24 protein-coding genes are annotated in these 20,811 nt (G+C 46.6%); 20 read left to right on the forward strand and 4 right to left on the reverse strand.

Going from position 1 to position 20,811, the window contains the following annotated elements:
* Positions 1-8 precede the first annotated feature (8 nt).
* The 18 genes from G9G53_RS22790 (at position 9) to G9G53_RS22875 (ending at position 16,853) form a co-directional block, all read left to right on the forward strand.
* Complete coding sequence (locus tag G9G53_RS22790) at positions 9-443, forward strand: hypothetical protein (RefSeq protein ID WP_165150479.1); 435 nt, start codon at positions 9-11, stop codon at positions 441-443.
* Positions 444-509: 66 nt separating this feature from the next.
* Complete coding sequence (locus G9G53_RS22795; RefSeq protein ID WP_165150481.1) at positions 510-977, forward strand: hypothetical protein; 468 nt, start codon at positions 510-512, stop codon at positions 975-977.
* The gene (locus G9G53_RS22800; protein ID WP_165150483.1) at positions 943-1,227 is read left to right on the forward strand and encodes a hypothetical protein; all 285 of its coding nucleotides are present in this window, start codon (positions 943-945) and stop codon (positions 1,225-1,227) included. Before G9G53_RS22795 ends, G9G53_RS22800 begins: the two co-directional genes overlap by 35 nt.
* Positions 1,228-1,242: 15 nt before the next feature.
* A complete protein-coding gene (locus G9G53_RS22805; protein WP_165150485.1) occupies positions 1,243-4,779 on the forward strand; it encodes a peptidoglycan DD-metalloendopeptidase family protein in 3,537 nt (1,178 codons plus the stop codon).
* Positions 4,779-6,530 carry a LysM peptidoglycan-binding domain-containing protein gene (locus G9G53_RS22810; RefSeq protein WP_165150487.1) on the forward strand — a complete coding sequence of 584 codons (1,752 nt, stop codon included), beginning with the start codon at positions 4,779-4,781 and terminating at the stop codon, positions 6,528-6,530. The genes G9G53_RS22805 and G9G53_RS22810 overlap by 1 nt, the downstream gene beginning before the upstream one ends.
* Position 6,531: 1 nt before the next feature.
* Complete coding sequence (locus G9G53_RS22815; RefSeq protein ID WP_165150489.1) at positions 6,532-7,173, forward strand: hypothetical protein; 642 nt, start codon at positions 6,532-6,534, stop codon at positions 7,171-7,173.
* A 5-nt stretch (positions 7,174-7,178) separates the two neighbouring features.
* Positions 7,179-7,796, forward strand: coding sequence for a hypothetical protein (locus tag G9G53_RS22820; RefSeq protein ID WP_165150491.1), 618 nt, complete (start codon positions 7,179-7,181; stop codon positions 7,794-7,796).
* A gap of 3 nt (positions 7,797-7,799) precedes the next feature.
* Positions 7,800-8,168: a hypothetical protein gene (locus G9G53_RS22825; protein ID WP_165150493.1), complete on the forward strand. Its 369-nt coding sequence runs from the start codon at positions 7,800-7,802 to the stop codon at positions 8,166-8,168.
* Positions 8,165-9,076, forward strand: a complete 912-nt coding sequence (locus G9G53_RS22830; RefSeq protein ID WP_165150495.1) for a hypothetical protein — start codon at positions 8,165-8,167, stop codon at positions 9,074-9,076. The genes G9G53_RS22825 and G9G53_RS22830 overlap by 4 nt, the downstream gene beginning before the upstream one ends.
* A 15-nt stretch (positions 9,077-9,091) precedes the next feature.
* Positions 9,092-10,246, forward strand: coding sequence for a baseplate J/gp47 family protein (locus G9G53_RS22835; RefSeq protein WP_165150497.1), 1,155 nt, complete (start codon positions 9,092-9,094; stop codon positions 10,244-10,246).
* On the forward strand, positions 10,243-11,307 hold the full coding sequence (locus tag G9G53_RS22840) for a hypothetical protein (RefSeq protein ID WP_165150499.1): 1,065 nt from the start codon (positions 10,243-10,245) through the stop codon (positions 11,305-11,307). Before G9G53_RS22835 ends, G9G53_RS22840 begins: the two co-directional genes overlap by 4 nt.
* Before the next feature lie 14 nt (positions 11,308-11,321).
* Positions 11,322-11,711, forward strand: a complete 390-nt coding sequence (locus G9G53_RS22845) for a phage tail-collar fiber domain-containing protein (protein ID WP_165150500.1) — start codon at positions 11,322-11,324, stop codon at positions 11,709-11,711.
* Between the two features lie 17 nt (positions 11,712-11,728).
* Positions 11,729-12,655 (forward strand): phage tail protein, encoded by a 927-nt coding sequence (locus tag G9G53_RS22850; protein WP_165150502.1) that lies wholly within the window; start codon positions 11,729-11,731, stop codon positions 12,653-12,655.
* A 17-nt stretch (positions 12,656-12,672) separates the two neighbouring features.
* Positions 12,673-13,053, forward strand: a complete 381-nt coding sequence (locus tag G9G53_RS22855) for a hypothetical protein (protein ID WP_165150504.1) — start codon at positions 12,673-12,675, stop codon at positions 13,051-13,053.
* Positions 13,054-13,279: 226 nt separating this feature from the next.
* A complete protein-coding gene (locus tag G9G53_RS22860) occupies positions 13,280-13,750 on the forward strand; it encodes a phage holin family protein (protein ID WP_165150506.1) in 471 nt (156 codons plus the stop codon).
* A complete protein-coding gene (locus G9G53_RS22865; protein ID WP_165150508.1) occupies positions 13,734-14,723 on the forward strand; it encodes a GH25 family lysozyme in 990 nt (329 codons plus the stop codon). The genes G9G53_RS22860 and G9G53_RS22865 overlap by 17 nt, the downstream gene beginning before the upstream one ends.
* Before the next feature lie 2 nt (positions 14,724-14,725).
* Entirely contained in the window at positions 14,726-15,235 is a 510-nt protein-coding gene (locus tag G9G53_RS22870) for a hypothetical protein (RefSeq protein ID WP_165150510.1), read from the forward strand.
* Between the two features lie 202 nt (positions 15,236-15,437).
* On the forward strand, positions 15,438-16,853 hold the full coding sequence (locus G9G53_RS22875; protein ID WP_165150512.1) for a helix-turn-helix transcriptional regulator: 1,416 nt from the start codon (positions 15,438-15,440) through the stop codon (positions 16,851-16,853).
* A gap of 113 nt (positions 16,854-16,966) precedes the next feature.
* Here the strand turns inward: G9G53_RS22875 and G9G53_RS22880 are convergent, their stop codons facing one another.
* The 3 genes from G9G53_RS22880 to G9G53_RS22890 all read right to left on the reverse strand — a co-directional run bounded on the left by G9G53_RS22880 (position 16,967) and on the right by G9G53_RS22890 (position 19,069).
* Entirely contained in the window at positions 16,967-17,578 is a 612-nt protein-coding gene (locus G9G53_RS22880) for a hypothetical protein (RefSeq protein ID WP_165150514.1), read from the reverse strand.
* Between the two features lie 208 nt (positions 17,579-17,786).
* Positions 17,787-18,005, reverse strand: coding sequence for a hypothetical protein (locus G9G53_RS22885; protein ID WP_149032588.1), 219 nt, complete (start codon positions 18,003-18,005; stop codon positions 17,787-17,789).
* A gap of 206 nt (positions 18,006-18,211) precedes the next feature.
* Positions 18,212-19,069, reverse strand: coding sequence for an ATP-dependent DNA ligase (locus tag G9G53_RS22890; RefSeq protein WP_165150516.1), 858 nt, complete (start codon positions 19,067-19,069; stop codon positions 18,212-18,214).
* 380 nt (positions 19,070-19,449) lie between these two features.
* On the opposite strand from G9G53_RS22890, the gene G9G53_RS22895 reads away from it, so the two are divergent.
* A complete protein-coding gene (locus G9G53_RS22895) occupies positions 19,450-19,731 on the forward strand; it encodes a hypothetical protein (RefSeq protein WP_165150518.1) in 282 nt (93 codons plus the stop codon).
* A gap of 25 nt (positions 19,732-19,756) precedes the next feature.
* Here the strand turns inward: G9G53_RS22895 and G9G53_RS22900 are convergent, their stop codons facing one another.
* Positions 19,757-20,317, reverse strand: coding sequence for a hypothetical protein (locus G9G53_RS22900; protein WP_165150520.1), 561 nt, complete (start codon positions 20,315-20,317; stop codon positions 19,757-19,759).
* 129 nt (positions 20,318-20,446) lie between these two features.
* On the opposite strand from G9G53_RS22900, the gene G9G53_RS22905 reads away from it, so the two are divergent.
* Positions 20,447-20,782: a YolD-like family protein gene (locus G9G53_RS22905; RefSeq protein ID WP_165150568.1), complete on the forward strand. Its 336-nt coding sequence runs from the start codon at positions 20,447-20,449 to the stop codon at positions 20,780-20,782.
* The last annotated feature ends 29 nt before the right edge of the window (positions 20,783-20,811 follow it).

Consider the following 20,811-nt stretch of genomic DNA (forward strand, 5'->3'; position numbering starts at 1 on the left):
AATAAGCTTTGAGTATTGTAAAAGACCAGCCAGCTCACGCCGGGCATACGATACGCCTTAAAATCGGCGGTATTGAAGTCGGCCGGGGGCAACGGCTCAGCGGTAACCGTTCTTTCGGAACAGAAAACCAATATGAAATCGGTAATATCATGCCGCAGGAATCCGTTCCACTGAAAGTGGATGGTACTATCAGCTTGGAGAAATATCGCATTCGCAAAAAGTCTTTGGCTGAACTTGGGCTGTCCTCATACGGCGCGGGCATTTTGAATATGAACGTAATTGATATTGAGGTAACAGACAAGTACACAGGCGATATTGTTATCGTTTATCGAAGCTGTACATTGTCTGAATCCTCTGAAGACTTCAGCGCAAATGCAATGTCTGGTGAAAATGCTACATGGAAGTATCTTTCTGCCGATTATGGCACGCCGGAAACTGAATAATTCTTAATCAGGCCCTTTCATTTGAGAGGGCTTTTTATATTCCAAATTTAAAGGAGACGATCATTAATGGCTGAATTTACCGAAGAACAAAAAGCTGCTGCTCAGGCAGCTATTGAAACAGCGCAGAAGGTCCGTGCAGGTGGAGAGTTGAAGGAAGGCGAGCTTTTGGATTTTACATCTTCTGAGGGCAATCATTATACGGGCGTATTAGTGTTTAAGAAGCTCACAATGTCTGACTTGATGAAGAGTGGTGCTATCAAGTCAGAAATCTTACGTGAGGCGGGCGTAAAGGATGTTCAACTTGTCGATAACGATGTTTTGTTCATGGCTCATGTTATCTCCTTTCTCGAAGTTGCTCTGTACAAACGCCCAGAATGTCTCCTAAAACTTAAAGAGATTACAGAACCAGACCTGTTATTCCATGTGTACGGTAAGTACCAGGTATGGGAGGCATCGTTTCGTAAGGACTTTCGAAACGCATCTGATGACAATAGCGAAGATGCCAAGCGAGAGGAAGCTTTGGTTACTCCGTAAGTACGCCTATGGAGGTGTACCACCTACCGATCCACGTATTTTGGCTATGACCGACGAGCAAATTGAACTGGAGTTTGCACATTTGGATCTTGACCGCAAAGCGCGTGACGGCAAGGGTGAGGACTATGACGATCCAGAGTTCGATGAATGGGAGAATGAAACCGAGGAAGCTGATAGCAAGCTATCTTATGACTATACAGCTCCTAAAACTCCTGCTGAAGAACTGGACGATTGGGAAGACGTCGAATAGAAAGGGGGGAATATTTTGGCAGCAGAACAAACCATACGGGTATCAGCTAAGGGAGAGTTTGGACAACTACAGCGCGGGTTGAAGCAGCTCCAGCAGGATCTTAAAGGCGTTGCTGGTGTAGTAGATAAGGGAGCTGGAAAAGGCGGCTTCTTCGATGAAAAACAGCTCCGTGCTTTGGATATTTACAAAAGCCGATTCCTTGGAACCATGCGTGAGCTGGATGCAGAGTTTCGTAAGCAGAACGGTGTGGTGGACTCTCTTTATTCCAAACTCCAAACCGCACAACGCGGAGAACGTGAAGAAATAAAAAAGACTATTCAGCAACGCGAACGGCAGTTGGATGTGATTCGTAAGGAGTTACTGGCAACTGAACGACTTTACAACCAGCGTTACAGAGAATCCGGTGGTTATCGTTCATCTTCCTCTTCTTCCGGTGGATCTGGTCGGTCTGGTGGTTCAGGAGACAATGACAATACAGGTGGGGGTGCTAGTCGTCTTGCTGGCGGCGCACTATCTAGTGTGTTGGGAGCTGGTAAATTCGCCTTAGGACTGGTTGGCCTAAGCAGCATTGCAGGACTGGCAACACAAGCCTATAGCTCCGCATATGCCCGATCAGTAAATTCGTTAGATTTGGCACAACGTATGCGGGGACAAGCCGGATGGAGTGGCCAGGCAACCGATATGTGGGACCATGCTTCCTCGGTCGGTCGTTCTGATCGGATGGGTTACAGCGCAGCAGAATCTTGGGGATTCTTAGATCAATACAGTCGCACCGCTGGTAGTATAAGTGCCGATCAGCAACAGGGGCTTCTAAAATTCGGCCGAAGTTACGGGCTGGATACATCCGAAGTGGCAAGCGCGGCTGGGAGCAATCGAGCCGCAGGCGGTATGCAGACTCCAAAAGGGTTTGCAGATGCCATTGCGGGTAGTGTGGCAAAGTCGGGCATGACTCCACGTATTGTTGAAGTCATGGAAACTAACAATGCCCTGCTCCAGCAGATGAACACCACGCTAAAAGACGGTAGCTCCAAACAGATTTTAGCCTATCAAACCACGCTGGACCGTATCGGTACCGAACAAGGCATGATGCAATTAACGGGTGCTCAAGGCGGCAACCTTATAGGTGGCTTGGGAGGTATCTTTCAGCCGGGTAACGACAATTGGAAGTGGATGGGCGTTCAGGCACTCCGACAATACAATCCTAAAAAGTATGGCGGCATGGACTTGTTCGGGCTGGAAGAATCTTTTGAAGACGGCCTTATGAACAGCGATAACGTCCCTGCTATGGCTAAGTATGTTAAGTCCCAAACAGGCGGTAATGAAAAACTTACAAAGCGCATTATGCAGCGTTGGCTTACAGACGGTGGTTTTGCTGCAACCAAGCGTGAGGCGTCAGAGTTTTATGATGCCACAAATGGACTTTCGGTGTTTAACCCGGATCAGATGAAGGCACTTGAAAATGGCAGCATTGATTCCGGCGCGAAATATGATGCCGAGCGTCAAGGAGCCAAAGGACAAGGTTACATGGACACAGATGCCCGTTTTGAACATGCTTTGGAGCAAGCCGGAGGTAAACTGGTTGAAATCGTTATGGGCGTTAAAGAGGGAGCTACCACCGTTATGGAGGCTATCCAAAACGGTGCAGGAACCGGAAACGGCATACTTGATTCCATACTGAAATTCATGAACGATAACCTCAAAGGGCTGGCGACCACAGATGCATTAGGTAATTTGGGATCGGCGCTGTCAGAGGTATTAAGTGGCAAAAAGGATCTTTTCGAAAGTCTATTTGGCGGTAAAAAGACCGTGGCAGCCAACGCAACAGATAGCATCTCTTTTGCCACCCCCGAACAACGGACGCAGTATCTTCGTGAGCTACAACGTGAACAAAGTAATAAAACGAATAGCATTGAATCCGAAGGCGCAGCTTTGTATGAACGAGCAAAAAGCGGTGAAAAACTCAGTGATGAACAAATGCAGAAAGTGTACTTATACAACGCGAAAAGCTTCAGCAACGGTAAACAAGCTGGGACAATTCCTAAGTCTAGTGTTGATTCTGGCGCTGATGCAGCAGCGGGTTTTTTTCAACAAGTCGCCCAAATTTTCACCAATGAGTTTTTTGGCGGGGCCGGAGATTCCGACATTGGCCGTATGCCTGGTCAAGTTTCTCGCAATGTCGAGGATATGTCCACAATCGGACAAAATAAGTTTAGACAGATGGATCGAACGACCAGTGATATGGCGGCTGATGCCGCATCCAAGTACGCCAATATGGAACGTAACAGTAGCAGTCTCCTAGATAAAACGGTGTGGATTTTCAAGAGTATGCTGTATACCGTACAAAACGGTACCGCTGATATGTTGGCTGAGTTTCAGAGTTTGCGAAGTTCGTTGGCGGCATCTAATGGTGGCGGATTAACGGCCATGGGAACAGGCTTCAGTATTTCCTCCAAGATAACGGCCATGAGCGGGATCAACGCCGAACAGCTTAATAAAAAGTTGGGCGGTGTGCTCGCAGGCAAGGGTGCTCAATTTGTACAGGCTGGCTTGCAATTCGGAATTGATCCGGCTGCATTGGCGGCTATTAGTATGCATGAAACCGGAAACGGTACATCACCAGCATCCCGAAATCGTCATAATGTGGGCGGTATGATGGGTGCTAACGGGCTAATGAATTTTGCTTCCATAGATGACGGAATAACCGCTATGGCACGTAATCTCAAGGTCAATTATGCGGATAAAGGCATTGACACCATAGAAGGAGTTCAACGCAAATACGCTCCAGTAGGAGCGCGGAACGACCCTGATAATCTCAATAACAACTGGTCCAAGGGCGTCGTGAAATTCATGAATGACCTTACTGGTGGCGTGTCTACCGGATCAGGCAGCGGATTCTTTAATAACTGGCAAGACCGTATTACCAGTAAATTCGGTCAGCAAGAAGGCTTCCGCAAGAAAGCTCACGGTGGCTTGGACATAAAGGGTGCTCAAGGTGATCAACTTCAAGCACTTGCTGGCGGGACAGTTTCATTTGTAAAGATGGATGATGGTGGTCCGTTAGATTCGGACGGAAAGAAGAACACCCGAGGCGGCGGAACAGAAGTAGGCATAAAGCTACCTGACGGAAATACTTACTTTTACAGTCATCTGTCCGCTGTTAACCCTGGCTTGAAGGTTGGGCAGACGGTAAACACAGGAGATTTTATTGGGAATGTTGGTGGCACACCTGGAGTGGCAGGTAGCGGGAGCAGCACAACGGGCAGCCATCTACACTTAGGCTACATGAATAGTTCAGGCAAGCTAATGAACCCAGTAGACTTATTGAATTCTTTAGGGGCTGGAGACAGCGATATTGGCTTTATGTCTGCTGCATCAAGTCCAAGGGAGGTCCGGCACAAGTCTGAAATCACCGTCAATCTGAATGTAAGTGGCGAAGGAGCCAAGGTGCTGAATGCTTCTACTCAAAGCCAGCTTGAAAAGCTTGTAAAACGAATCATGGGAGAGCAGGAACGGCAACGGCTGCGTATGTCTCCAGTAAAGGCGGGCTACTAATGACAGAACGTTATAATTGGGCGCCAGTCGGCGGTGTGGAGGGCAGTAGGTATGTTCCTATTATCCGCGTCAGCTTCCATACGAGCACAGCGTGCTACCAGCTTAAAGGTAGCTTAACGGAGGATACAGGCCAGGACCCCACAAGTCAGGTGCTTTCGGTAACTACGCAAAAAACTTTGGATGCTCCGGCAGGGACGATGAATATTGTCCTAGCTGGTGACAAGTGGTTTCGTTCTCAGCTCATAATGGCGAATGATCTTGTGGTCGTGCAGATGGGATATAAGACCATCAAGGGCGAAGAATTATCTACGGTCATGGTTGGCCTAGTGGATCGAGTGCGGCGGACCCGTAGCGTGGACAACGGCATGACTACATCCGTTCAAGCGCGTGACTTTGGGAAGGTGCTCATTAAGTCCAATATAAAATTTTATCCCGAGATATCTGGTGGTACCGATAAGTTCTTTTTGACCGAAAATGGTTGGCTGGCGATGGCTAAGTATTTCCAGTCAGAGAGCATTGCCAAAGGTAGCCCTGCTGTGATTTTGGACGTTATAATGCGTTTCATCCTGCCAAAGCTTAATAGCGTAAAATGGAGCGTTTGGGATGAAAAGAAGGTGGAGCCAGTGGCGAAGAAGGTTAATGTTACCAATATACTCCGGTACAACTTTGCAGCCGTTCCGGTATTTCTTCCGCAATTTTTTACGTTGGACCGTTACGAAGGCTCTTTGTGGAACTTGATGGAACGTGCATCCACTAAACCATTTACAGAGTTGTTCGTAGATGTGCGAGAGCCATTGGAAGCGTGGAATCCAGGCGGAAAGCCGAGGGTTGTAAACGAAACTATTGAGCAGTCCAGCGATCAGACAAAGGCCAAGTTTCCGAAAGGAGAGGGCTATTACCCGTTTCCACGTTTCCCCTTTGGTAAGGATAACAGTGTGGTTTCGGTCTTCTTACGGAATACACCTTTTTCAAAGGATGCCTGGGACAAGCTGCTGGTGCATGTGGTAACTGCTGCAGACGTGATTGATGAAGACCTATCCTATTCCGACGACGAGCACTATAACCTATTTTGGGCAGGAACTACCATTAATCCTTTCGGAATTGATCTGAAGAGAGTAGCCCCCCCGATAATTAATAAATCTGCTGTCGAACGCTATGGTCTTTCACCGCTGGAGGTTGAGATAGAGGGGCTGGCTATAGACCCAAGCAAGCCAGAGGACACAACCAAGCTGGAGCAAATGAGCAGGGCATATACGCTCAAGCTGAAGGAGTGGTTTGAAAACAACCATAAATTTTTGAATGGCTCCATGACGGTTCGTGGCAAAGGCAGCTATAAAATAGGTCAGCGATTGCAAGCGCCTGGGATTATGAAAGAATTTTATATCGAAACTGTCACGCAGACGTTCAACGTGTTTGACGGATGGACTACAACATTGCAGCTCACTCGTGGCCGTGATTACAAGCCCGCAGTTAAGGCTTCCAAAGTGGCAGCGGCGCAGGTGAGCAAAGCCACTGATAAAAAACCAGCTTCAGCCAAGACAGCAGCCGAGGTCAAAGCCGATTTTTATACCGTAAAGCGGGGAGATAGTCTATGGAGCATTGCCGCCAAGCTTTATGGTAAGGGAGATGAATGGACTAAGCTGTGGGAAGCCAATAAGGACATGCTTATTAAGCGGGATGAACGTAATGCGTCTCAGCATGGCAAGTACATTTATGTTGGTCAGATTCTTAAATTGCCGGGAGGGAAATGACATGAAGGATCAGAGCGCCTTGGGGGATAAGTCAGTTAATCGACTTCCAGAGTTTAATTCCACCCGGCTTGCCCGTGTAACCAGTATCAAGGACTATGAGAAGTATGCCCGTATTGAAGTCGTTTTTTTGGACTATAGCCAGCCCGTTCCTGTGTGGGTTATGAGCGATCTGGACAGGGAGCCAGTCGAGGGAGATACCGTAATTGTCGGGTATTTGGACAACCGCAAAGACGCCCCTTATTTGGCCGGATTTTTGCGAAATAGAAGCTACGGCACCAACTTTATTACCGTTAAGAGGGATATGGTAAAGCTTCAGCTACCCGTGTATGAAATAGGTGTAAAAGACGGCATAGCCGATAAGGATGTTCAGAGACATTTGCTGGACACGAGCAAGCAGCAGCAGCGGGCCTATGTGGAGTTGACCCCAGAGCACGCCTTGTTGAGCTATCCCACCGATAAAGAGGGAAAGAACCCGCCTGTTACCGTGAAGGTCGCGCCGGGAAACGTAGAAATATCTTGTCCAGTTCCAGACGAAGCACCAGCATATATACGTTTAACTTCGGGGGGATTCGAATTTTTTCATCCCACAGGTAAGGCGATGTTCAAGTTACCTAAAGGAGATGTGGTCGTAGAGAAAGGATGATAGCAATGGCGCTGGTTAAGAACTCAACCCGCGATCAGAAAAAGTTTTATCGAATGACCTTCGAGCTGCGCAAGACGCTGCCAAGCGGTGATTCTGGTTCCATCACTTTGCATACTCTCCTGGTTAACCCTTCCGATTTTACGCAGGATGAGCCAGGGCGTGGCAACATTGTACAGACGCTTGGTGGGGCATATGTGGCTGACTTCGGCGCAGGGTTGCCTACGGTTACACTATCCGGGACAACGGGTTACAGCAAGCGTACGTCCGCAGAGAATCGCGTTTTGGATGGTTACGAGGAATTTATAAGCTTTAGAGCCGATATACACCGAAAATTCTTGCAGGCCAACGATCCGCAACATTCTTTGTTCTGGTACAACTGGGAGGATAACGAGTATTACGAGATCCACCCACAAAACTTTCGGCTTCAGCGTAGCAAGTCGGAGCCGTTGTTGTACCGCTATGAGTTTCGTTTTACATGCTTGCGGAGGCTGACCAAGACACGCAGGGAAGCGGCTAAGGATTACTTGAAGCGGAACCCTTCCACAAAAGATATGGCCGGGAGACTTTCGTCCAGTGTGTCTAATATAGGGGAGCTCCTAAACAAGCTCACGAAAGGGGGATGATTGATGCTGGAGTCGATCTATTTGCCCGAGGAAGAATTGACTTATGTAAATTTCCCGGTGCTCAGAGAAGAACGTCAGAGCGTTGAAGATATTACAGCCTATGCTCTGCGAGCGTATACGGCGCTATCGGATTATAACGAAGCATTGTATGACCGGGTTGATATAAATACGGCTGAATTGGAACAGTATATTACGCTGTGTCGAGACACTTGCAGCCGCTTGGCTTCTGCTGATAGCATCCCCTTTGACTTATTGTTGGAGCTGAGGTCAATCCTGACAATGTTGTACAAGCTGCGTACATTGGCCGCCGATAGTAGCGCGAACGTAATCGGAGAGCCGGCAGCAATAAGCACGGAGGATGATGGTCTATGATCGAGCATGTACTTAATGATGCCGATACGATACAAGGTTTATCAGTGCTGTACAATGTGCCTTGGCAGGACATTGCAGATTATAACGGCCTTGAGTATCCGTACACCATGACGAGCCGGGAAGCCTATTATACGTTATATGCAAGCGGGTATTTGCTGGTAAGGCGACAGGCGACAGGGTTGCCACTTACGCTGTATGCTGGTTCGCTGTTTATGACAGATATAGATTCACAGGGCATTCAAAAAATCTATGAGTTGGTGGAAGACACAACCCTTGCTGCTGGTGTAGCAGAGGGTTATTTTTATGTCCGCAGTCAGCTACCGGGAAGCTTCGGTAATACCATAGCAGGCAGCATTGTTTTGTCCAACTCTGTTCGGTCCAGTGCGGAGCCTGGTTCCTTATCGGTTACGAACCCAGAACCTTTTACTAATGGGAAAGATGCGAAGGTACGTCTTACTGGACAGATTGTTTATATAAACAACGGTATCGAACTGGCGACCACGCCCAGCGCGGAACCATTTGGTGGTACCGATCTTAAAATGACTCCAGACGGTGACTTGTCCGATGACGGAGCCGGAGACTGGGAGGTTGTAACGGGGATAGACAATATCAAGCAGGCAGTAAGCCACAGGCTGGTTACCCGGCGTGGAAGTCTCACGCAGCACCCTACCTATGGCAGTCGCCTTCATGAGTTTATTGGACTGGCTCAGGCCCCGTATATACGCCAACTGGTTGAACTGGATATACACGAGACACTTGCCTATGAGGACCGCATAGATGGCGCGACAGTGGATAGCGTGATTGTGCAACTGACGTTCATGTATATTTCACTGACCATAAGTGTTGCGGGCAGCAAGGAAAGTATAGGGCTACAAGTGGACCAATCCGGCGTAGCCATTGCTGTATAGGAAGGAGGGAGTATTGTGGCTTTTGAACGCAAAAGCATGGAGAGTATTGTACAGGACATGGTGGACTGGTCAAGGGGCGTGTCCTCTAAAATAACTGATTTTGTGGTCGGTTCCCGCGCCAGAACGATGCTGGAAGCTGTGGGCAAGGAGTTGGAGGAATATTACGATAAAACTTGGCGGGCCATGCGTAATGCGATAGGACAAGGGATATATTCAGCCTTTGGATTTTCGAAACTCCCAGCCCTCTATGCGACTGGAACGGTTACGTTTAGCCGTGTCACTCCAGCCGACACCAATTACCTTGTCCCAGTTGGAACCTTGCTCAAAACGCAGGCTACGGCTTCCAAAGCCCCGATCAGTTACCGAACCACCTCAGATGCGGTAATTGCGGTTGGAACAACGAGAGTTGACGTACCTGTAATCTGCCTGACACCTGGCTTGGACGGTAACACAGAAGCCCAAACCATTACCGATTTTGTATCCAAGCCAACGGGAATTGACACGGTATTTAATAGTGCTGCCTTTTCCAACGGGAAGGAGGAAGAGACACAGGACGAGCAAAAAAATCGTTTCAGGAAATTCATTGCCTCTTTATCGCGGGGAACATTGCAGAGCATCGAATATGGAGCGACAACCGTTCAGCTCACAGATACGACAGGGTTTGCGACTGAGCGCGTGGTAGATTGCCAAGCGTTTGAGGATTTGCCCGCACGCAAAGGGGAAGTCGATTGCTATATTTGGAATGGGGTTGGCACGGCCTCTCCTGAACTGTTCGCAGCCATTCAGCGGACACTTACCGGATATTACGAAAACGGAAAGCCCGTGTATGGTTATAAGTCTGCTGGAATACAGCTTAATTTGTTTTCCGTCACAACCAAGCCTGTCAGTATCCGCCTGACGATAACGTTCAATAAGGGCGTTACACTTGAATCGTTACAGAGTGACATTGAGAGGGAAATTAGGGACTATTTCAGCGGGGTTAAACAAGGTGAAATTTTGATCCAGACTGAGCTGGAAACCCGCATAAAGCTGTTGACTGGCATATATGATGTGAAATTGGATTTATCCGTAGACGGTGGCACAACATGGTCCGATGCTAACCCAACCGCAGGAAAAACAGAGAAGCTTGTAACACAATTTCCGATAGTCTACCGGGAGGCGGGCGCATGAGGATTCTGAGAAAGCTGCTGGACAATCTTGGCGACAAGTGGAATAAGCTGCCGAAAGAGGTCCAGTTTTTAACGCTTGGGCGTGGATCTGGCCTGCATAGTATGGTGACGGTGGATGAGGGGGTCATTTATTTCCACAGTGCGCCGTATCGCATGGAGTTGCCTGACAAGCAATTTGTTAATCTCCAAGGGCTAGACGCTGCTGGATTGATCGGCGCTATACATGACTTGGGATACATTGCAGATTTAACACCTGGAACGATTAGACAGGATGCCGTGCCGCTGGCACTGATAGAGGTAACGAATATCCCACTTGATTCGACATTGAATGCCTTCACAAGCAACGTCTGGCGGCGTATATATCCGGTATATCGTGCATTGCGTAAAGCTGAGGCAGACACGGATCTGGCACTGTTACAATTGGACCGAAATATGGCAACTGGACGTTGGCTCGATTACTGGGGCAGCTTCTTTGGCTTGCAACGCCGTCCGGCTGAGCTGTCCGAATCTTTTCGCCGCCGCTTTACAATGTGGGTGCTGAATCCCAAAACGAACAATGTAGCCTTGCAGGAGTTACTTGCCTACCAGTTGGGTGAGTCCGGTGGGGTGGAGGTATACGACAAGGCTCCTGCGGTTTTGGGTGTTCGACTGGATGCCAAGTATACGGAAAGCGGGGAGGTTCTGTCTGCATTCAGGAGTATTTTGCTGGAGAACAGAGGGGGCGGTATTGCCTTTACTACTTCTGTCCATGTATATACCCCTATTCAGCACACACATTCCTATCGCAGTCGGTTACGGTTACGATCAGGAGTGCACTTTTTTGGTGGCCGTCCTTGGTATCTGGATGGTCTGGAAGTTCTGAACGGGTCCGCTACTTTGTCCGGTTGGACTGGCGGGCGTAGGCGATATGTTAACAGGATGGAATTTAAGAACAAGCATCGTATTGAGAATGAGCAAACTGGAGTAGTGAAGGCCCGTAAAAATTACTGGCTGCTGGATGGGAGCGTTATGCTGGACGGTAGTCGGACATTAAGCTCAACGGAAATTATTACTGAAGTTTAGAAAGGATGGCATTCATGGCAGAACAAATATTGACGGTAACAACCGCCTATGCGAGAGAGCAGATGGCCCGAGCACGGGCAGAGGGTGGCGCACTTACAAAGGTGGTCAAAATGGCATTCGGCAGCGGTGGGGTGGATGCAGAGGGACAACCATTGCCGCTGGATGGAACAGAACAGGTGTTGAAAAAGGAACTGGTTCAAAAGGATATTACCAGCTATGAATTTATTGCCCCGGCAACAATCCGGTATATCTGCTCACTTGCTGAAACTGAGCTGGCCGGGAAAACCATTAACGAACTGGCGTTGGTAGATTCAGCGGGAAAGCTGACGGCTATCCGGACAATGACCAATAAGATTAAGGATAGCGATATGGAGTTTATCTTCGAGATAGACGACATCTACTGATGAGGGGGAAATAGACGATGGCAATTAAAGAGCCGAGAAAGTTTGTTACCACAGACCAAGGACATGCAGACGTTCTGAATGTACCGATTGATACGCTTTATGAAAACGACCAGGTGTTGGCTGCACAGATTGAAAACATTAAAAACGATCCGGCCGGAAATGACATTGCATCCAAGGCTGCACTGGACAATCACATTTCTGATACCAACTTGCATGTAACTGCCGCCAAGCAAGCGACGTGGAATGCGGCAGAGGGAAATGCCAAGAAGTATACAGAGCAGTATGCAGCACCCAAGGCTCATACGCATCCTGCATCGGATTTACCTTCTGCGTCAACACAGGCGCGCGGAATTGTTCAGATTAATACATCGGTAAGCAGCACAGCAACAGACCAGGCAGCCGCGCCGATTGCCGTTAAAACGGCTAATGACCGAGCCAACGAGGCATACAATTTGGCGCAACAGTCTTTAACGCAAGCCGTTGATCTTAAAAATAAAATCGTAGGCGCGATCAACGGCAAATTTGGAGGCGCCAGTTCTGATATGAGTAGCGATCAGATAGCAGCAGCAATCACAAATGCACCTGTAAAACGATTCGCGAGCGGTACGTTCAATGGGCAGAGCGCTACATCCATCGGTATTAGTAGTGGTGCAGATTTATCCCTGGCGGCATCAGGTTTAGGTTTTTCTCCTAACGGGATATTTTTTAGAGTGGAATTGCGTGATACATCCAACAGGATTTATTTAAGCGGAACAGTATACGATGTAAGATCGTTTGGAAGACAAGCTCTGGAAGACGGAAGTTTCAACAATCGGATTAATTCTCCTTACCTAACTCCACAAAACGGTGGTTTCGTCGTGAATGTATCAAGTGGATCACTGCGAACTGGTGGCGGCGGTTCGCAGGCTGTTTTAAAAGCTTTTGAATGGTGGGCATTTGAATAATAGAAAGGGTGGTTTATATGAAAATTGGGCCAAAGGTTTACTGGAGAAAATCAAGCGGTGAGGTTATTTTTATGACTTCCCAAGTCGAATCAGAGTCAGCACGTGAGACCACTAAAGAGGATGATATGGGCTTTTATCCTCAGTTAAAAGGATACGATCCTGAACAGGTAGACGTCCTCAAACTTGAGTTTGATAAGTATACTGAAGACTTCTACCACGCGACCAGTTACAGAGTGAATCCAGATACTAAGACAATGGAATTCACATACCCGTCCAACAGTGGTAGTGACTCGCCCCCTACGAAACCTCTTACGGATCAGGTGGCAGAGCTCAAGACGCGCCAAGATAGCACGGAGGCCGCTATGCTTGCTCTTATGGATGTTACAACCAAATCTTAACGGGGGAGGTGAAATAGATGTATTCATTTTTACTTAACATGTGGACCATGAAAAAAGTTGATGAGCAACGGCTAATTTTGTACACTCCAAAATTTATTAGTGAAGAAGAACAAAAGGCAATATTAGCAACACCACAGAATGTTTAGCCAGCGTATCCAATCGGATGCGCTATTTTTATGCCCTCGGAGTGGTCGGGGGCTTTAATTTTTCTAAGGGGGAAAAGGTAGTGAGCCAAATTAAAATGTTTGGCAGCACCGTATGGGCCGCAATGGTCGGCGCATCAGGAAAGGAAGCAGCGGCAGGGGGCTGGTCTGCGCTTGTCGGACTGATGATTACGTTTCTGGGTGGGTGGGATAAACCGCTGAAGGTGCTGCTTATATTGATGTTGTTGGATTATATTTTTGGAGTTGCCGCAGCTATTAAAAACAAAAAAGTGGACAGTGATGTGATGTTTTGGGGCGGCATCCGCAAGGCTACGGTTCTGACGGTGGTGGGATTGTCTGCACAATTGGACGATTGGTTACAACCAGGTGCACCGATCTTCCGGACGGCGGCTATTTACTTCTACGCTGGCCGTGAGGGACTTTCCTTGGCCGAGAACCTCGGGGCTTTGGGAATCCCTTTACCGTTTAAACTTAAAAGTTTCCTGCAGCAGTTAAAAGACAAGGGAGATGGAAAAGATGCAACAACGAAATAGCCGTAACGCACAAGGCATTGACGTGTCCCATCATCAGGGGAATATTGATTTTAAAAAGGTAGCTGCAGACGGGCTCAGCTTTGTTTTTATTAAGGCTACACAGGGACGGTCGTTTCGTTCCAAAACTTTTTTGGAATTTGTGAAGGATGCGAAGGCATCTGGCTTGATGATCGGGGCGTACCACTATGTCGATGATTCGGCAACCACTCCAGAGATGGCCCGAAAAGAGGCAACTAACTTTGTTTCTGCTATAAAGGACGCTGGAGGCGTGTCCACGTTCGATTTGCCGCCTGTTATGGATTATGAGTCCAATAAGTCTAACCTTAGCAGAAAGGCGATTACAGCCGTTGCCAAGGCGTTTTTGGAGGAAGTGGAGCGCCTTACCGGAGTGCAGCCGATTGTTTATACCTATCCATCGTTTATCAGCAATTTTTCCGGTCTGTCCGGTTACCCATTATGGATTGCGCGGTACCATGCCACAAAGGCTCCATCTGATGCGTCTGGCTGGTCACGTTGGGACTTTTGGCAATATAGCGATGGTCAGTATGGTGGAACTTTGCCAAGCGGCACACGCAAGGTATCAGGCATCGCTGGTCCAGTCGATTTAAATGAGTATAACGGCACAGTGAGCGAGTTGCGAGCACGTTTCACTAATCGTCCTGCTGCGCCAGATAAAGCGGGAACAGTTGGGTCAGGCGCGTTTGTTGCTAACGGTAGGGAAGTAGGAAAGGTGCTGCTGTTTGGCGGCAAGAGCTACGTTCCACTGCGCGAACTGGCTAATGCCCTGGGTTTGGCATTCCACTGGGACAATGCACACAAGGAAGCCTATTTAAACGGCTCCAAGTTGCAATCTGTCCAACTGGTTGAAGGTGTGGCGTATGTGCAGCTCAGACCTATTGCGGAGGCATACGGTGCTGTAGTGTCCTGGGATCCAAAATCGAAAATAGCTGTTCTGAAAACGAAAGGGGAATAACCATGATTGAACAATACATTACAACCATTGCACTGTCCGCTATCGGCTTAGTTACAATCGGGGCTCTGACTCTTGGCACGGCAGTATACCGAAAGCTAAAGCCACTCTATGAGGCTCGTTTTACAGCAGTGCAGCGCAAACAAATTGAACAACTTGCTCACGATGCTTATGCTTATGCCGAAACCAAATTTGCAGGCCAAGGAGCTGCTAAATTCCACGGAGCAACTAAATACCTTGCAGATAAGTTGGGAGCGGTGGGAATAAAGGTAGGTTCAGATGAAATAGAATCGGCAGTGCAATTAGCCTGGGAGAAATTTAACCCTGGTAAAACCAAACGCGTTGATTCTGAATTACAGCCACCTGAAGATGTAGCAAAAGCGGCTGTTTCGGCTTTTGCAGCTAAAGTCAGCGAATTGGTTAACCAAGCTGTGGGAGATAATAAAGCACCTACAGCTTCTACGAAGGAGCAAGCAGTCGTCCTGGCTACTCAACCGCCTGTTACTGTCGAATAATCACAAACGCTTGGAAAATACGAAGCACCCTACTGGCTTAAAGCCGGTGGGGTGCTTTTTTTGTTTACAGGACTACGCTTATGACAAACGTCGCCTTTCTACATGATTCGCAAAAAAAGATATTGACAGATGGTTAATTGTTGGGCAAAAATAGTAAATGATTATAAAATACTGGAATTTTTATGCGAGGGGTGGCTATGGCATGGAACATACACCTACGATTCGAGCAGAATTAGACAGATTCCTACAACAAGAGGGTTTGAGCTTTTCGCAATTTGGTCATATTGCGGATATGAATAGGGGAGCAGTAAGTGCTATCGTGACAGGAAATAAGCCTTTGTCTGTTAACCAACTGGATCGAATTACTGAGGCTATGGGTTTGCCAGAAGGCTATTTTTACGACTTGTTCGTAGAAAACTACATCATCGACCACCCTCCAAATATGAGGCGAATTGAGCCATTTTTGTTTCGATGTGCGGAGTTGGACAAGTTAGATGCGATCCGTCGAGTGGTGGGAGCTATCATGGACAATCTACTCTATTCACCCAAGCTATTTGAAATTGCAGAGGAATTGCTGGAGCAGGGAAGACATGCGGCTGCATTGTTGCTCTATGAGGGGGTAGCTGAAGCGGAGAAGTATCAACATTCCGAACGTTTGGCAGTCTGTCAATATCGCATATTCACGATTCAGATTGGAGACGATCAAAGCCAGAATCTCAAGGCTGCAACACTATTTGAACCCTTCGTGGAACGCCTCGATGAAATAGACCAGCTTGACGCGTTGAAGGATTTAGCTAACGTGTACAGGTCTCTGCGTAAATGGGACAAGGTAGAGGAAGTAGCAGAATTAATGAGGGCTAAAGCGGAAATTCAATATAATTTGAAACACGAACACAAGAGTCGAGAATGTGAATCTACTAACAAGCTGACTCGTCCTTTGTTTGTATACATTTCCTATGCCGACCTGCTGTGTGCAGGTGTCTACGAAGCCCAAGGCGATTACCTCCAAGCTCTACAATATACATACGCCTATGCTAATTTAGATTGGGTTAGAGAGATGGACGAGGATACACTATATTGGATTAATTTATTCAAAGGTTGGGCGCAAGCTAACGCTGTCGCAAATAAGCTTTTATCTGGAGATATAAACGCCTTATATGATTATGTTGAATACATTGGTGCACCATCAGAAACATCTGAACAAGATAAAGTTGCCCAACTGTTGAACATTATGATGACGGCAAACCGATACCAGATAGACGTAAGTGATATACTTCAGCGTTTTGAAACGGATGTTAATTCACTTTTGCAATTTCCGCAATCTAATGACATATATACGAAACAAGTTATACCAGAACAGTATGCACGTTTGAGTTATGAATTAGCTTATTATCATTTATATCGAGGTACATACGACGATGGCTTCAAATACTTGATGTATTCAATGGTAAGTTATCATACACTAAATAATGAGACATATTTTATAAAATGTATGGTGTTGTTTGAGCGTTATCGAGCTTATGCAGTATCCGAAACCAAGGCAGCATATTTAGAATTTATTGAAAGGGTGTGGATAGCTGATGTTAAGAAAAATGGCGCTATTGATCGTCGTAGCTAGTTTTTTGTTTATCGTGACTGTACCTGTTCAGACTCATAGCCAACACCAAAGTATCGGACTTAACGATCAACAAGGAGGAGCTTAAACGTAAGTAAAGCAAATCCCCGCTAACCTTAACTGGTCGGCGGGGATTTTTTGTGTTTATCTATTAGTGGTTTATGGTACCTTTCTTCTAATTGCTTTCTTTTCTCTATCGCAGCCTCCAGTGTTACAGCGGAAGCATACATTCTCTTGCCTTTTACCGTTATATTTATTTCGTAATATTCGCGGCCTTTCCTAAACCGTTTATAGATCCCTTTATGTCCTGTCTGACTATCAGACCGAACTTTTTTAGTTAATAGGGGAAGGGGAACTCCATCGACCGTTTTTTCCGTTCGTAAAATCTCCCGTGCATTACGGGCTTGGTCGATCCGTTGGCAACCACAGGAAACCGCTTGGCCCCGGCGGAGGGTTGTGCCGTTTACTGGTATCTCTTTGCCGCAGTCGCAGCGGCATAACCACATAGCATTGTCGCGTCCGGTGCGTCCGGCACGTTCGATAACCGTGAGCATTCCGTATCTATTACCAGTGATGTGTACCAAATTAGGCGGGGATTTTTGACGCAAGCACCCGCATGATTTTTTGGTCTTGTAATTAAGTTGGGTAGTGGAAGCAACGGAAGGATTACCACAGTCACAAATACAGTCCCACATGCCTCCATCCCGCTTGCCCCTCACCGTTAACATTTCGAATCTGTCGCCTATTTGTATCATGACTCAATTCCGAATCGACTTTTGAGCCAAAGTGGGCGCCCCTCGACTAACGCATCTGGACGGGGGAAGGAACCTCTGTACCCGTCTTTCAATGCGCTCCTTGCGGATTTGCCGACGCTCTGCTTGGTAGTTTCCCGGTGACGAGATAACCAAGCAGCATTAACATACTCAAGGGGCGGCGTTACTTTTTTTCGACGTAGATTGTGTTTCCGTTGCCATCATCCCAGCCGTTCACATCCTCGCCAGAATCAAGGTCAGTGATAATCTGTGCTTGGTTTTCTAAGTCTGCTGGTGTGATGGTGAACAGTGTTTCTCCGTCTTGCACAACCTCAAATTGGTGGAGATCGTGATCAAAATCAACTTCTACAACTTCGTAACCTTCGCGCGTCCATGTCTTCATTGTATAATCTATCCTTTCAACCGCATCCGGTTTATCCCGGATTATTGGATATGTACGTTCTTCCCTTGATGTGATTTAAGTATAACACGTAAGGTTTACTAAGTAAACCGAACAAAATACGAACAAAAAGTGAGCAAAAATAGTATGGGAGTAGATTAAGAGTATAAAAAAGCCCCGTCGACCATGAAGGTAACGGAGCGCTCTTGCTATACGATAAACTCAGTGAACACCGGACTCCTTAAAAGACCATTCTTAGTCCAGTTACGCATCTTTACGCGAGCTCTTATACGTGGCTCCACATAAACATACTCGCGATCCTCCCCGGTTATCAGCGCTTTAGACACACCATAAAACGCCTTCTTGTGTGTCGGCGTTGCTCCCAGCTCAATGATACCGGATGGACGAATTTTACCACTCGCATTCGGTACGCCTGCAAGCCATCCGAATTCCCCTTTGCGATAACCTGTTATAAATACGTCTGCATAGGACCAGTTAATGACCTTCTGCCATGCGCTATGTCGACGGTTATAGTACTTGCTGTCCTTCCTTTTTCCCACCATACCTTCTAGTTTTAGATCCTGCATTTGTTTAAACAGAGCATCTCCTGCGCCTTCTACAAACGGGATCATACCGAAGCGATCACTCGGCAAGGTGAGACTAGCCAAAATTTCTTTGCGTTGCATTAAGGGCAAATCCTGAAGATCTTGTCCTTTATAGTGGAGCATGTCGAAAATAACAAAAGTAACGGGGAGTGTGTTGGTTAACTGCTGGATTTTTTCTGATTTCTTGGCCTTAAAACGTGTCATGATTGATTCAAAATCAACTAACCCTGTGGCTGGATCGTAACAGGCTACCTCGCCATCCAGGATAATGTCGTCATCAAAGGGAAGTAACAGTTCCGGGTATTGGTGTGTGCAGTCGTTGTTATGGCGCGTGAATAAGCGTACATTGCCGTTCTGTTGCGAATATATTAAGCGGTGGCCGTCTATTTTCGGTTCGAAGATATAGCGTGAATCCGAAAAGGGGGCAGCCGCTGTTTCAAGTAACATTGGAGAAATAAACAAATAGACCACCTCAAATTAATTATAACGCTCATTTGTGTAGTAGTGAGGCGGTAAGTATTGGAGAGTACAAAGGTGTTGCAACACGCGTTGAAGGAAAGACTAGGTGTTAAAGATTACCCTACTGCAAAGTAAGTAAACTCAAAATATTTTGTAACCTAACCGTAAAGCTGCACTCTATGTGAGTGTTTGAATTGAACTTGATTTCCGCATTGTAAATGCGGATTGAGATGTAGTGGCACTCTGTAGGAGTGTTTATTTTAAGCCCGTAAGTGCCAAAGAAAGTACTAGCTCCACTGGCAATTAGACTGCCAGCGGAGCATTTTTTTATGTTGAATGACGAACGCTTGTTTGCATATAATAGTTGCAGAGGAGTGATCGACATGTTACCTGATATCGAGCGCAAGCTGCTACGGATACTCTACAATTATTCAGCAGGTCGCCGCCGACTACCAACCATGAAGGAACTGGAGATAAAGACAGGAAGGCGCACAGAGGACATAAAGGCGGGGCTGCTGGCTCTTGAAAAGGATAATTATATCTTGTGGGAAAACAAATTGGACACACGGCATATCGTCATTATTGAAGGATGGGACAGGGACCCGAAGATTTCCACACCGACAACGCCACCTGGAGCTGTAAACAGATACTATACGGAATACTAAAACCCCGGATTTCTCCGGGGTTCATTCATTTCATGAAATTAATTTTATTTTTATTTTTGTTCAGATAAAACTGGACTGCCCTATTTTCATCAGGGAAACCCTCAGTAACTTTTTCGAGTTGGACAGAAAAAACTTTTCCGTTCTTAATCTCTACCGTTAGCTCAGGATCAGTATAATCAGTACCATAAGAATAATAAATAGATTCGGATGCGTTCATTTTAGTTAATGGATTTCCTAGTTTTTCGATGACTCTTTTTGCTGTATCGCCCACCACAAATTTGTTTTTGATACCTTTTCCCTTTTGATAAACACTTACATATTCAAGAATTCCGTTGTGGAAGTGGAGATATTGATTGTCGTCAAAGAAAGCAACATCCCCACTGTATGCGATTTGATAATACTCTGTCTCAATTTTCATGTTCTTGAGCTGTGGCTGTAAGTCCGAAAAGGCAGAGCCCAGTGTCCAATTACCTACAGTATTAAAATTCTCGTAAGGTTTCTGCGCGGATGCGTGGGGGATTATAATCGAGCAAACGAAGAAGACTGTAAATATTGAAAGGCATATTTTTTTAAACAAAACTGACATCGGTTGGTTCACCTCGTGTTTTTTTTATAGTCTATCAGTATTAGGGATATTTTTCTATATTTCGTTCTATTGTCGGGAACGTTTGTTCTCTTTATAATGAATACATATCTTAAACAGGAGGCGGTTATGTTGGGTAAAAAGTTGGAAGAAAATGGTTTATGGGAAAGTAGTCGGATCATCCTACCTGAGCATAAAGAGGGTTATTTGCGTCTAATGAGAGAACAGCAGCGCCGCAATAAGCCGGAGCTGGACGAGCAGGAAATACGCTTAATTGAGAAGGCGCTAATTGACTCCTACAATCGTCGTACTGAGGTCACCATATCTATTTTCGACCCGTTTGATGATTCAGCTATGACAGGCGCGGTCACTTCCGTAAACACTGCTAGACGCGAGATAAAGCTATCTCGTAGCGAAGACGATTATAGTTGGATTAAGCTGGAGGATATTATTTCGGTAAATGCATAAAATACCTTGATTACCCAATACACCGCTAT

The organism is Paenibacillus sp. EKM206P (assembly GCF_011066155.1).
In the GTDB taxonomy this organism is placed as follows: domain Bacteria; phylum Bacillota; class Bacilli; order Paenibacillales; family Paenibacillaceae; genus Paenibacillus; species Paenibacillus polymyxa_D.

Excerpts from the sequence above, each read along its gene's own strand:
- G9G53_RS22880 (WP_165150514.1), bottom strand. The coding sequence starts at position 17,578 with ATGTTAACGGTGAGGGGCAAGCGGGATGGAGGCATGTGGGACTGTATT.
- G9G53_RS22845 (WP_165150500.1), top strand. The coding sequence starts at position 11,322 with ATGGCAGAACAAATATTGACGGTAACAACCGCCTATGCGAGAGAGCAG.
- G9G53_RS22795 (WP_165150481.1), top strand. The coding sequence starts at position 510 with ATGGCTGAATTTACCGAAGAACAAAAAGCTGCTGCTCAGGCAGCTATT.
- G9G53_RS22800 (WP_165150483.1), top strand. The coding sequence starts at position 943 with ATGCCAAGCGAGAGGAAGCTTTGGTTACTCCGTAAGTACGCCTATGGA.
- G9G53_RS22830 (WP_165150495.1), top strand. The coding sequence starts at position 8,165 with ATGATCGAGCATGTACTTAATGATGCCGATACGATACAAGGTTTATCA.
- G9G53_RS22865 (WP_165150508.1), top strand. The coding sequence starts at position 13,734 with ATGCAACAACGAAATAGCCGTAACGCACAAGGCATTGACGTGTCCCAT.
- G9G53_RS22850 (WP_165150502.1), top strand. The coding sequence starts at position 11,729 with ATGGCAATTAAAGAGCCGAGAAAGTTTGTTACCACAGACCAAGGACAT.
- G9G53_RS22855 (WP_165150504.1), top strand. The coding sequence starts at position 12,673 with ATGAAAATTGGGCCAAAGGTTTACTGGAGAAAATCAAGCGGTGAGGTT.
- G9G53_RS22840 (WP_165150499.1), top strand. The coding sequence starts at position 10,243 with ATGAGGATTCTGAGAAAGCTGCTGGACAATCTTGGCGACAAGTGGAAT.
- G9G53_RS22870 (WP_165150510.1), top strand. The coding sequence starts at position 14,726 with ATGATTGAACAATACATTACAACCATTGCACTGTCCGCTATCGGCTTA.
- G9G53_RS22820 (WP_165150491.1), top strand. The coding sequence starts at position 7,179 with ATGGCGCTGGTTAAGAACTCAACCCGCGATCAGAAAAAGTTTTATCGA.
- G9G53_RS22895 (WP_165150518.1), top strand. The coding sequence starts at position 19,450 with ATGTTACCTGATATCGAGCGCAAGCTGCTACGGATACTCTACAATTAT.
- G9G53_RS22875 (WP_165150512.1), top strand. The coding sequence starts at position 15,438 with ATGGAACATACACCTACGATTCGAGCAGAATTAGACAGATTCCTACAA.
- G9G53_RS22815 (WP_165150489.1), top strand. The coding sequence starts at position 6,532 with ATGAAGGATCAGAGCGCCTTGGGGGATAAGTCAGTTAATCGACTTCCA.
- G9G53_RS22810 (WP_165150487.1), top strand. The coding sequence starts at position 4,779 with ATGACAGAACGTTATAATTGGGCGCCAGTCGGCGGTGTGGAGGGCAGT.
- G9G53_RS22900 (WP_165150520.1), bottom strand. The coding sequence starts at position 20,317 with ATGTCAGTTTTGTTTAAAAAAATATGCCTTTCAATATTTACAGTCTTC.
- G9G53_RS22825 (WP_165150493.1), top strand. The coding sequence starts at position 7,800 with ATGCTGGAGTCGATCTATTTGCCCGAGGAAGAATTGACTTATGTAAAT.
- G9G53_RS22885 (WP_149032588.1), bottom strand. The coding sequence starts at position 18,005 with ATGAAGACATGGACGCGCGAAGGTTACGAAGTTGTAGAAGTTGATTTT.